Below are 12,699 nucleotides of genomic sequence, written 5' to 3'. Positions count from 1 at the left end.
TAAGTGAATATAGTAAACTACATGATATTGTGGTGCCAAAAGATAATGAGCTTAGAAAATTGATTTAGTTTCAAAGCTTAATCCTTCTGTTACCCATGGCTATAGAAAAGAAGAAAATAAATTTGAAATTTTTAAATATATATTGGGATTTTTTCATAATTTTTTATTGAAGATTAAAAAATCGTGAGATTTTCAGTGGCCTTATCAATACGTCACGTATTGTTTAATTAAAAAACCGAACAAATTAACTTTGTTCGGTAGCTATTCGATAACATTTCCATGTTCTGAATCGAAATATTTAACTTTATCCCGCTTAATACTAATATTAATGACATCTCCTATGTTCAATGGAAGCTGTTCATTAAATTTAGCAATACATTGTTCACCGCTAATATCAAAGTTCACAATCGTCGTGTCCCCTAATATTTCGCAAGCAGTAACACTAACAGCAGTACCATTTTTATAAAGATAAATATCTTCTGGCCTAAACCCAACATCAATTGTCTGATGATAATGCGTAGCTGGCAGACTAAAATTGCCAAATTTAATCGCATTGTCTATTAAGTGTCCCTTTACAATATTCATTGCTGGACTTCCCATAAAGTTTGCTACAAACTTATTCGCAGGGTTATTATATATTTCCAGCGGTGTGCCAATTTGTTGAATGTGACCGTCATTTAAGACCATGATGCGATCGCTCATCGTCATCGCTTCCACTTGATCATGTGTAACATAAATCATCGTCATATCTAGTCGTTGTTGTAACTGACGTAATTCTGCACGCATTTGACCTCGCAGCTTTGCATCTAAGTTAGATAATGGCTCATCCATCAGACATATCTTTGATTCACTTACAATTGCACGTGCAAGTGCTACACGTTGACGTTGTCCTCCTGAGAGCTCACCTGGCTTCTTCTTTAAATAACTTTCTAGTCCTACAAGCTTTGCCGCTTCCATCATCTTTTGTTGACGTTCATTTTTAGGCACTTTTCTATTTTCCAGGGTAAATAATATATTTTTCTCTACCGTCATATGAGGATAAAGTGCGTAGTTTTGAAAGACCATAGATAAATTTCTATCTTTCGGGTGTAAATGATTTGCTAACGTATCATTTATAAATAACTTACCTTCAGTAATATCTTCTAATCCTGCAATCATCTTAAGCAGAGTACTTTTCCCACAACCACTAGGTCCTACAAGTACAAAGAAATCGCCAGCAGCTACTTCAAAGTTAATATCTTTTAAAACCCATTGCTCTTTGTGATATCTTTTATTTATATTTTCTACTTTCAGCATTAAAATCCCTCTTCCCAAATCAATTGGTCGTCTTTAATTAATTCTGTCACATCATTTAATATAATATCGGCCTCGTGTAAATGTTCATGCTTACTCGTCCCACTTAATACACCTATAGTAAGTCCTATATTGCCATTCTTACCTAACTGCATATCGATAGGTGTATCACCAACCATAATCATTTCACTCGTCTTTATTTGATATTTTTCTATAAGTGAATCCAGTATTAAATGATTAGGTTTTTGAACAGGGACTCTGTCACTCGTGATAATCTCATTAAAGTAATCACGTATATCAAACTTTCTTAAGAAATTATCCGTACTAATATAATCATCCGCCGTTATTACAGCAAGCAAATAGCCGCTATCTTTTAGCCTTTTTAGAACTACATCAGTCCCTTTTATCATTTCAAGCTGATGTTCATATTGATTGGCGAGTGCATCCATATTTTTTCGAGTCCACATTTCAACATTGTCATCTTGTACATATTTATTGAACACTTTAATAATATCGTTAGTCGTACCACTCGATAGTATTCCAGAAGGTTCGATGTAATCTGCACCTAAGCCTAATGCTTGTAATATATCTTGTTTGTCAATTTGTACATCGAACGTATTTATAAAGCTATCTACAATATTATGACCAATTTTCACCCACACTGATTCAAACCTCAGCAAGGTTCCATCTTTATCAAATATGACTAATTTATATTTCATACATCAATGCCTTGACTTCTTTATATGTTGTTGTAGTACGTTCGATTGCACCTTGATAAATTGGATTTGTAAATGCGATTAGCTCTTCATTCCTTAGTTCAAATCTTAAGAAATCATTTGCCTCAACTTCAACATTAAATGTAGCAACATTATTTTCTAAACTACTAACGTATCGCTTATCTTTCGTATATAGCGTTACATCTGCTGTTACAGGTTCACCTTTAACTTCAAATGCCACTTTAGCGTTACCGCCTGTACTCATTGTGTCGCCAAACATCACTGCTTTATCATTGACAGTAACATTAAATGCTTCAACATTAATAAATCTCGTTACAAATACATGACCACTTCTTATGCTTTCAAGTAAGTTATCTTTATTTAGTCCTTCACAATAAACATGTGTTGTCGGATCATTTAAGGCGTTCGTTCTATTGTTATCTTTCACATCAATTAAATGATGGAAGTCACTACCACCAACTGCTGTAATGCGATGACCTGTTACAAGTGAAGCATGCCAGAACTTTAAAGCTTCTTCCGTTGCTTTAGGATTGTCTTTGTAACTTGGATCATTCCATAATTCAAGACTATCAACTTTCGTTAAATCCAGTTCGTCATGCAACCATGACCAAATTGTTAAGAAAGGGTGGTTAACGCTTACTAACGTATCATTATCACACATTCTATCCATCAATTTATGCGTACCTTCAATAGATTCGATATTATAGTCTTCAGAATACATATCGATTGCATCTTGAAGATTTAATGCATTCCAGTGTCCTGTATTACCCGTAAACTCAACACCTGGGAGTATTAACATATCACTTTTTGGCCATATAGTATGGTAGAAGTTATGGTCCGTAATAAAGAAGAAATCTAACCCTACTTCCTTTGCATGTGCAACAAGTTCGCTTGGTGTTAAGCTGCCATCAGAAAGATTCGTATGGGCATGTAAATCACCTTTATAATAACGTTTATCTGTTTTACTTCTATCTGCCATATTCTGAATAAAATGATGATGCTCTTCTATATAAGCAGGCTTACCATCAGTTACTTCAACATTGACAATCGGTGTTGTAAACTTCTGTACATCCATTACTACATAAGTAAGATCACTATCATCAAATAATTGCGATTGACCATACGATACATCTACCAAATCAACCACTAACTCAGAATCTCTACCGATATACTGATATATTAAAGCATCACCTTGGTAAAGACGGACATAAGTCCAAAACTCACATTGTATATTTAAAGTAATAAGAGGATATTGAAATCCTCTTATTGAAATTTTACCTGTAACTTTATTCATTAGATAAACTCCTAACCTATTTCACAGTATTGTCTAATGCAGCTTGTGCTTCTTTTTGTGCTTCATCTAACACTTCTTTCGCTGGTTTACCTTCAATTTCCATTTTGTCAGCTGCTTTTTTGATAGCATCTTGTATCTTACCGCCAGTTGGATCGATAAACGTTGGTACTGCATGCTCTGCTTGTTCAATCGGCTTTAAGATTTGAGGATTTTTTTTAGCAAATGCTTTAAACTTCGCATCATCTTTCGCTGAAGTTCTTACTGCAATATAACCAGTGTTCATTGACCAGTCAGCAGTATTTTCAGCTTTCTCAAAGAACTTAATGAATTCAAATGCCGCTGCCTTTTGTTTCGCTTCAGCTTTAGACGGAATCGCTAACTGCTGACTTGATGCTGAAGGTGTTCCTTCTTTACCATTAAATCCTGGCTGTTCAGCTGCACCTAATTGCTTAAAGTCAAGATCTCCCTGGTCACCTGACGAACCGATGTAACCTGCAGATTTCTCTTGCATTACTTCATCAATCGTTTTATACCAATATTCCCAGCCTTGGCCACCTGAGTTGATTTTCATCGTCTTATCTTTATTAATACCACGATCAATAATTGACCATGCTTCAACCCACTCTTTAGAGTTAATCATTACTTTCTTACCTGATTCGTCAATTACTTTACCTCCGTTAGAGTATGCCATATCCATTAAGTTATCAGCACCCCACATCGGTGACCAGCCGTAACGCTCAACTTTATTCCCAGACTTCTTAGTTAATTGCTTTGCTGCTTCTTCAAATTTCGTCCAGTCTTTAAAGATATCTTCAGTTAATCCTGCTTCCTTTAAAGCATCTTTACGGTAGTACATTAATTGTGTTGTACCGTATGCTGGTAACGTGAATTGCTTATCTTCAAACTGTCCATCTTTTAAGAATGTCTCAATAATATCTTTCGTTTCATAATCATCTTTTACATCAATATATGGTGTTAACTCTGTTAAAATCTTTTTCTTCGCCATAATCTTACCGGTATCCGTTGTTGTTAAGATTAAAGCTGGTGTCTTACCACTTGCTACAGCAGCTTGTAATTTCTTATACGTTTCATCATAATCTGCTTGCTGAACTCCTTTTACTACTACTTTATCTTGTGATTTATTAAAGGCATCGATTTTCTTCTTCATTTGATCTCCTAATTTACCACCTAGACCATACCAGAACTCGATTTCTACCTTTTCACCTTTTTTTAACTCTACAATCTTACCATTAGATCCACCATTTGAAGTACCACCGCAACCTGCTAATGTTGTTGCTAATACAATAGAAGATAAACCTGCATAAATAAATTTTTTCATTTTTTCATTCTCCCTTAAATTATGATAATTTATTTAATACCATTGTCTGAAATACCACTTACAAATACCTTTTGAATCGCAAAGAACAAGATGAGTAAAGGTAAGATTGTAAACGTTGAAGCTGCCATAACTTCCGGCCACTTCACGCCATATGCCCCACCTTCAATAAAGAACTGTCTCAAACCATTGGTAATCAACATTTTCTCTTGTGATTGCAAGATTAACGAAGGCCATAAATAACTGTTGTAATTCTGTACAAAACTGATCAACATAAACGTAACAAAAGTAGGTTTCGTTAATGGAAACATAATTCTAAATAAAATCTTGAAGTGACTCGCACCATCAATGAGTGCCGCTTGAATCACTTCTTTAGAAATCTGTTTAAATGCCTGTCTGAATAAAAATACGCCATACACACTCGCTGCACTCGAAATAATTAATCCGATATGACTATCAATTAAATTTAATTTACTTAAAATGACATAGCTCGGTACGTAAGTTGCAGCTGCCGGCAACATATACGTTCCCATAACGATTGAGAACAATGTATGCTTACCTTTCCACTGCATTTGTGTAAGTGCATACGCAAATAATGCTGATGTTACAGTTTGAATTAATACGATAGCAATGGATGTATACGTACTATTCCAAATATAAGTTGCAAAAGGTGCTGAATGGAATGCACTATTGAATGTCTCCCATTGCGGGGATGCCGGAAATAACTTGAATGGCACCTGGAAAATTTCGTCTTTTGTCTTTAACGCACTGAGAATCATCCATAGGAACGGAAAGAACATCAGAAAACTTGCAAGTGCTAATATTATATGTCTAATCGTTAAATTTAATTTCCTCATTGATAATGCACCCACTTCTTAGAAACATAGAACTGTATTGATGAAAGTATCGCTGTAATAATAATTAATATCGTAGCAAGTGCTGTCGCACGGCCCATATTGTATTCTTCAAAGGCCATCTGATAATACATGTACAATATCGTTCGCGTTGAACCAGCAGGGCCACCTTGCGTTAATATCTGGAACTGGTCATAAGCTTGCAAAGCATCAATTGCCAGAATAATTACTAAGAAAAATGTCGTAGGTGAGATCATTGGTAATGTAATCTTCATCAGTTGCCTAAATGGTGGTGTACCATCAATTGAAGCTGCCTGATAAAGTTCTTTAGGCACTTTCTTTAATGCATCTAAATAAAAAATCATCGCCCACCCAATACCTTTCCACACCGTAACGATAATGACTGCTACCATCGCCCACTGTGAAGATTGCAACCAACCTGGTTGCCCTAAATGAAACATCCCTAATACTTGATTGAGAACACCTACTTTCGGTTCAAAGATCCATGACCAGACGATTGACACAGCAACCATCGGAGTAATCCAGGGCGAGAATAGTAATGTTCTGTAAATGCCACCAAGATGAATCTTCTTCACAACGAGCAACGCGAAACATAACCCCATTACTAAAGTAGGAATTGTTGTTCCAACTACAAAGTAAAATGTATTCCATAGTACTTTGTAAAACTGCTCATCAGTTAAAATACTTTGATAATTACCTAATGCAACCATATTGTATTCTTCACTCATAAAATCCCAATCTGTAAAGCTGATATAAAAGCTATAGAACATCGGAAAAATCCAGAATGCTGTTAATGGAATTAAACAAGGCAGAATAAAACATAATAAAGTCAGCCAATTGCTTTTTAATAACTTCTTATTCTTGTTCATGTTGATCTCCTTTCATTGCTAATATACAAGGTAATTATGTATTCAGTGTTAATAGTATGTAAATTATGTGTAAATACATAAAAAACACACAAATAAATTTGTGTGTTTAATCAATCTATCTATATAATTTTATATTTACTCGTATATTTCTCTTTTATATTTTCATCCAATTGCTCATCAGTAATTATTACACCACATAAACAATCATCCCCCAGATGAATTAGGGACACATTATCAAACTTACTATGATCGGCAACAGCCACAACAGTTTGCGCATGAGAATGAAATGCCTTCTTGATCTTTACCTCTTCCATACCGTAATCTGTAAAACCTTTGTGCATATCAATACCACTTAAACTCATAAAGAATAAATCAATATTATATTTGCTAATATGCTCAATCGCAACATCCCCAATAATACAACGTTCCTGATTATATAACACGCCACCTGGCACAATAACTGTGAAAGTTGTTATTTTAGCAACAATCTCTATGATGGGAAGACTGTTGGTAATAATGGTTAAGCGGTTAAACTTCCTGGTAAGACGTCTCGCAATCGCTGTATTTGTCGTACTCACATCTAATGCAATGGACATTCCCTCTTTTACAAACTGCGTTGCCTTTCTGGCAATCTCTTTCTTCTCTTCTGCATATAAATTCTCACGCTCTATGAAATTCTTCTCCACATCCGACTTCGGTTCAATATATTCAGCACCACCATGTACTCGCTTTAACTTCCCTTGCAATTCTAATGCTTCAAAATCACGGCGTATCGTTTCGAAAGACACATTCAATAAATGCGCAGTTTCTTTAGAGCGAAGTTTCTTATGCTTTAACAATAAATTTAAAATTTCATTATATCTCTCATCAACAGTCACAATACACACACTCCCTTTGTGCATTCACACATTAATACTTATACATTCCCACATATCGTAATAATATGCAACAATATTAACTATATGCGATGAGAAATAATCACCCACTAATATAAAATCACTATTTAGCAAATAAATTATTGCCATCAAAAAAAGCCCAGAAAAAATTCTGAGCTTTTACATATTTGTATTAACTGAATAAATTTATCGTCATAATAATGATTGGTACTGAAAATACGTCTATTAAGAATGCTCCTACAACAGGTACAATGAGAAACGCTCTTTGTGAAGGGCCAAATAATTTTGTAACAGAGTCCATGTTTGCCATGGCGTTAGGTGTTGCACCTAAACCGTGACCTAAGAAACCAGCTACCATCACTGCACTGTCATAAGATTTTCCTAATAATTTAAATAATATAAATCGACCGAATAATACAATCGCAATTACTTGTACAATTAATGTTGCAATAATCGGAACCACATTACCAGTAATTTCAGCAAAGTTAATACTCATTAATGCCATTGATAAGAAGACAGCTAACGTGATATCACCAATAATTCCGTTTACTTTCAAATTGATCACCTCAGGCTTAACACCTTCTATAACATTACGGACGATGACCGCTAAGAACATCGCACCAACATACCCTGGCAATGCGAATCCAGTAGCATTTGTAAACCAATCGCCTAATAATGAACCAATCGCCATACAGAACACAATAACCGCTGATGTTCTTATAAATTGATTTGCATCTATACTTTCTTCCGGAATGTCTACTGAACTTTTACTTGTTACTACTGAGTCGGTTGGTTTCAAATTGTACTTTCTAATTAAGTTTTGAACAACCGGACCACCTACAAGACCACCGGAAATTAATCCTAATGTCGCTGACGCTAAACCTATAGACAACGCACCATTAACACCCATTTCTTCAATCGTCGTACCATAGGCTGTTACACCACCATGGCCACCTTCCATAGATGCCGCTCCCATTACAACACCCATTAAAGGATTCATACCGAACATACTTGCCATGCCCACACCGATTACATTTTGTAACAATGCTAAGAAACCACAAGCAAGCCAGTAAATTATTAATATCTTTCCACCTAATTTAATTAATGCAAAGCTTGCGCCTAATCCAATTGTCGTAAAGAAGGCTAACATAAACAACGATTGAAACTCTGTATTCATTTTGAACGTTAAAATATTAAAGCTTGATAAAAGCCAGGCAATTAAAGCGAATAATAAACCGCCTATCACCGGAGCTGGTATTGCAAATCGATATAATAAATCCAATTTTTTAATTAAAAATTCACCAATAAAATAAACTGAAAAAGCTAATAAAACTGTCGTAATTTCATTTAATGTTATCGTCATATTTATCCCCCTTATTAATAAATAATTCTATGCATAATTTGTGCGATTATCTACATCATATTGTGGATTCATTTCACCAATACTGACTGAATTTATATTAGTCGTATGAAGCACCGCTTGAACGATACATTCGAGCTGAAATGGTGTCATACCAAATACAGCAGGTGCACTGACACCAGGCGCATAAGCACTATCTAATCTGCCATTCCATAAAGTCATAATTTTAACAGTCAAATTTCAGTTACCCTTTAAATAATCTCTATAAAATGATATCATAGTTTCTAAATTAAAAGTACATAGACGAAATAAAAAGTTGTGTAAAAGAAGAAGATAAAAAAGAATCCCAGCTACTCTCTTATAAACTTCGCATCATGTTCTCCTAATTCATCCGAAACATAGCGCTCAACTTTCATGCGTAAATCATATTTCTCTCGCAGCTCTGTTATTTCTGATATCATTTCAGAAGCATGATGTTTATCAATTGCTTCTTGGTTCTCCCAGCTATCGATTAACAATATTGTTTCAGGATCATCAACGGGTATAAAATATTCATAACGGGTATTCCCTGGTTGTGCTTTAATTCTGTCTACTATCCCTGTACGATTCATTTCCTCTGCAAACTTTCGTGCATTGCCTTTATTTCCTGAGTAATAAATATTTACTGTAATCACATTATCATAATTAATATATCTATATTTGTTAGGAAAATAATTTTTTTAATATCAAATGCTTAAGAAATTTATTACAGGTTATATATAAAATGAATATAATTTTTGAGGAGGTTTCGATATGTGGACAATGAAAGATTATCCTAACAGCTGGAAGAACTTTGATGAACTCGAGCGTAAGAAAGCCATTGATATCGGTAACGCAATGTTGAAACAAGGTTACAAAGAGGAAGATTTGATCCCTATCGCTACGAAACAAGCTCAAGACTGGTATAAAGATGCGACAAAAGATGAACTGGATGAATTAAAGAATAAAAAGATTACACAGCATAAGAAAAACGATTCAGTGAATGTTGATTTAATGGATAATGACGTTGAAGTGTATTTCGAAGACGAGTCATGGAAAGTGAAAACAAAAGGTTCTAAACGTGCATCTCAAACGTTCGATACGAAAAAAGAAGCAGTTGTCCGTGCAAAAGAAATTGCTGCGAATAAAGGTAGTACAGTAATTGAGCATAAGAAGGGTGAATAACTTTTATAATATATAGTAAAAATCCCTTGAAAACTCAAGGGATTTTCTTTATTTCACATAATATACTCTTGTTTCGAATGGTTTTAATGATAATGATGTGTCATTGTGTGCTTCAATTGCATAGTTATTTAAAACGATATCTTCTGAGTTATATTGAATATTTTCTGATTGTAATGTCACTTCCTGATCAGTTAAATTTCCGATAACATATAACTTTTCTTTATTCAATGTTCGTACATATGCAAATACATGTTCATCTTCTGCATAAACTAATTTGAAGTCACCATAAGTAACAATATCATGTGATTTTTTAAATTGAATCATTTTTTTGTAAAAGTTTAATACTGAATGCTCATTTCTTTCTTCTTCCTGCACGTTAATCATAGTATAGTTCGGATTAACTTTCATCCATGGTGTACCTTCTGTAAATCCAGCATTTTCACTATTGTCCCATTGCATCGGTGTTCTTGAATTATCTCTAGAATTGAGTTGCAGGTCGGCAATAATGTCATCTGCTTCTCTACCGGCAGCAAGATCCACATTATAGATATTTTTCGCATGTACATCATCAAACTCAGTTATATCGGTAAACGGATAATTCGTCATGCCAATTTCCTGACCCTGGTAAATAAACGGTGTACCTTGCTGAAGGAAATATACTGCACCATGAGCAGTCGCACTTTCCATACGATAGTCTTCAGAACCCCATGTAGATGGTATTCTTGGTCTATCATGATTTTCTATGAACAGCGCATTCCATCCACTGTTATGAAGTCCAACTTGCCAGTTATTCAATACATTTTTGTATTTTAAGATGTTGAGTTTCTTGTCATGAACCTCCCAAAGTTTAAGATGTTCGAACTGGAAGACCATATTAAACTTGCCATCTTCTTCTCCAACCCACTCATTTGAGTCTTCAATTGTAACACCATTTGCTTCACCAACAGTCATTATATCGTACTTCTCAAATGTTTCTCTCTTTAATTCTTCAAGGTACGTCTGTATGCCAGGCTGATTCATATGCCTTGTAAAGGATTGAACATACTCTAATCCTTCTGGGTTTTCAATATCACCTTTATCAAATGATTTCTTAATATGACTGATAGCATCTACTCTGAATCCGTCAATTCCTTTATCCAGCCACCAGTTAATCATATTATAAATTGCATGACGCATCTCTTGATTATCCCAGTTTAAATCGGGTTGTTTTCTACTGAACGTATGGAAATAATATTGTTCAGATACCGGCTCATATTCCCATGCAGATCCTTCAAAGATACTTGCCCAGTTATTCGGTTCTTTTCCCTCTTTACTATCCTGCCAAATATACCAGTCTCTATACGCTGAGTTTTCTGATGTCTTTGCTTCTATAAACCAAGGATGCTCATCACTTGTATGATTAATGACAAGATCCATAATAAGTTTCATACCACGTTGATGCGTTTCAAGTAATAATCGATCAAAGTCTTCCATCGTACCGAAGTCACTCATAATATTTTGATAATCACTAATATCATACCCATTATCATCGTTTGGTGAATCATAGATTGGAGATACCCAGATGACGTCTATACCTAATGCCTTTAAGTAATCTAACTTTTCAGTGATGCCATTAATATCACCAATACCATCACCATTAGAATCTTTGAAACTTCTTGGATAAACCTGATAACAAACTGCTTCTTTCCACCATTGTCTTTTCATCGCTTTCTCCTTCGTGCACATTTACTCGTTTACATTTTTTATTCTTGCTGTTGTTTCTGCATCAAAGAAATGTGCTTTGTTCATATCAAATGCTAATGTAATCTTATCTCCTGCATATAAATCATTACGCGCATCTACTTTAGAAATAAATTCCTGTCCTTCTAATTGAGAATAGATCATCACTTCAGAACCAAGTAACTCACTTACTGTCACAGTTGAATCAAATGAAGTTTTTAATGAAGCATTGATAAATAAAGTCTCATCATGAATATCTTCTGGTCTGATACCAAATTTAATATTTTTCCCCACGTATCCACGAGATTTTAAAGATTTCATAATACCACCTGGAACTTCAAATGTTTTATTGCCGATAACTATACCATTTTCAGTAAGTGTTGCATCAAAGATATTCATTGGTGGGGAGCCGATAAACTCCGCTACAAATATATTTTCTGGATGATCATATACTTCACGCGGTGTTCCAACTTGCATAATATCTCCATCTTTTAATACGACAATACGTGATGCCATCGTTAACGCTTCTGTCTGGTCATGTGTTACATAGATAGTCGTTGTCTGAATTCTTTCATGTAATTTTGAAATCTCCGCTCTCATTTGAACACGTAATTTAGCATCCAGGTTAGATAAAGGTTCATCCATTAAGAACACTTTTGCATCACGGACAATTGCACGACCTAATGCAACCCTTTGGCGTTGTCCACCAGATAATGCTTTTGGTTTACGATTTAAATATTCTGTAAGTCCTAATATTTCAGCTGCTTCATGTACACGGCGTTTAATCTCATCTTTCGGTAACTTTCTTAATTTTAAACCGAATGCCATATTATCAAATACCGTCATATGTGGATATAACGCATAATTTTGGAATACCATTGCGATATCACGATTTTTCGGTGCAACGTCATTCATTCTTACACCATCAATTGTAAATTCACCTGAAGTAATATCTTCTAAACCTGCAATCATTCTTAATGTTGTTGATTTCCCACACCCTGAAGGTCCAACGAATACGATAAATTCTTTATCCTGGATCTCAAGATTGAAATCTTTAACGACTGTATTGCCACCTGGATATGTCTTTTTAATATGTTCTAATTTAATATTTGCCATG

At 34.8% G+C, this 12,699-nt stretch carries 13 protein-coding genes; 1 reads left to right on the top strand and 12 read right to left on the bottom strand.

Features of this window, described 5'->3' with window-relative positions:
• Positions 1-261 precede the first annotated feature (261 nt).
• From BHX94_RS06530 to BHX94_RS06485, 10 genes are all read right to left on the bottom strand, one after another.
• Positions 262-1,296: an ABC transporter ATP-binding protein gene (locus BHX94_RS06530; RefSeq protein WP_111745402.1), complete on the bottom strand. Its 1,035-nt coding sequence runs from the start codon at positions 1,294-1,296 to the stop codon at positions 262-264.
• Positions 1,296-2,012 (bottom strand): HAD family hydrolase, encoded by a 717-nt coding sequence (locus BHX94_RS06525; protein WP_096077254.1) that lies wholly within the window; start codon positions 2,010-2,012, stop codon positions 1,296-1,298. Before BHX94_RS06525 ends, BHX94_RS06530 begins: the two co-directional genes overlap by 1 nt.
• Complete coding sequence (locus BHX94_RS06520) at positions 2,002-3,324, bottom strand: CehA/McbA family metallohydrolase (RefSeq protein WP_111745401.1); 1,323 nt, start codon at positions 3,322-3,324, stop codon at positions 2,002-2,004. The genes BHX94_RS06525 and BHX94_RS06520 overlap by 11 nt, the downstream gene beginning before the upstream one ends.
• Before the next feature lie 16 nt (positions 3,325-3,340).
• Positions 3,341-4,663, bottom strand: coding sequence for an ABC transporter substrate-binding protein (locus tag BHX94_RS06515; protein ID WP_111745400.1), 1,323 nt, complete (start codon positions 4,661-4,663; stop codon positions 3,341-3,343).
• 29 nt (positions 4,664-4,692) lie between these two features.
• Positions 4,693-5,517, bottom strand: coding sequence for a carbohydrate ABC transporter permease (locus BHX94_RS06510; protein ID WP_096077257.1), 825 nt, complete (start codon positions 5,515-5,517; stop codon positions 4,693-4,695).
• Entirely contained in the window at positions 5,514-6,404 is an 891-nt protein-coding gene (locus tag BHX94_RS06505; RefSeq protein ID WP_111745399.1) for a carbohydrate ABC transporter permease, read from the bottom strand. The genes BHX94_RS06510 and BHX94_RS06505 overlap by 4 nt, the downstream gene beginning before the upstream one ends.
• A gap of 119 nt (positions 6,405-6,523) precedes the next feature.
• On the bottom strand, positions 6,524-7,282 hold the full coding sequence (locus tag BHX94_RS06500) for a DeoR/GlpR family DNA-binding transcription regulator (RefSeq protein ID WP_111745398.1): 759 nt from the start codon (positions 7,280-7,282) through the stop codon (positions 6,524-6,526).
• A gap of 190 nt (positions 7,283-7,472) precedes the next feature.
• Positions 7,473-8,663 carry a sodium/glutamate symporter gene (gltS, locus tag BHX94_RS06495; protein WP_111745397.1) on the bottom strand — a complete coding sequence of 397 codons (1,191 nt, stop codon included), beginning with the start codon at positions 8,661-8,663 and terminating at the stop codon, positions 7,473-7,475.
• A gap of 27 nt (positions 8,664-8,690) precedes the next feature.
• Complete coding sequence (locus tag BHX94_RS06490) at positions 8,691-8,882, bottom strand: arginase family protein (protein WP_146606907.1); 192 nt, start codon at positions 8,880-8,882, stop codon at positions 8,691-8,693.
• Between the two features lie 128 nt (positions 8,883-9,010).
• Entirely contained in the window at positions 9,011-9,334 is a 324-nt protein-coding gene (locus BHX94_RS06485; protein WP_111745395.1) for an antibiotic biosynthesis monooxygenase family protein, read from the bottom strand.
• A gap of 118 nt (positions 9,335-9,452) precedes the next feature.
• On the opposite strand from BHX94_RS06485, the gene BHX94_RS06480 reads away from it, so the two are divergent.
• Positions 9,453-9,863, top strand: a complete 411-nt coding sequence (locus BHX94_RS06480; protein WP_111745394.1) for a DUF2188 domain-containing protein — start codon at positions 9,453-9,455, stop codon at positions 9,861-9,863.
• A gap of 48 nt (positions 9,864-9,911) precedes the next feature.
• Here BHX94_RS06480 and BHX94_RS06475 read toward each other — a convergent pair whose 3' ends face one another.
• Positions 9,912-11,567, bottom strand: coding sequence for a glycoside hydrolase family 13 protein (locus BHX94_RS06475; protein WP_111745393.1), 1,656 nt, complete (start codon positions 11,565-11,567; stop codon positions 9,912-9,914).
• A gap of 21 nt (positions 11,568-11,588) precedes the next feature.
• Entirely contained in the window at positions 11,589-12,698 is a 1,110-nt protein-coding gene (locus tag BHX94_RS06470; protein WP_096077264.1) for an ABC transporter ATP-binding protein, read from the bottom strand.
• Position 12,699 lies beyond the last annotated feature (1 nt).

It is taken from the genome of Macrococcoides bohemicum, assembly GCF_003259675.1.
Taxonomy (GTDB): Bacteria; Bacillota; Bacilli; order Staphylococcales; family Staphylococcaceae; genus Macrococcoides; species Macrococcoides bohemicum.
Note: the sequence above shows the minus strand (reverse complement) of the source record. Positions and strands in the feature narration are given on the sequence as shown.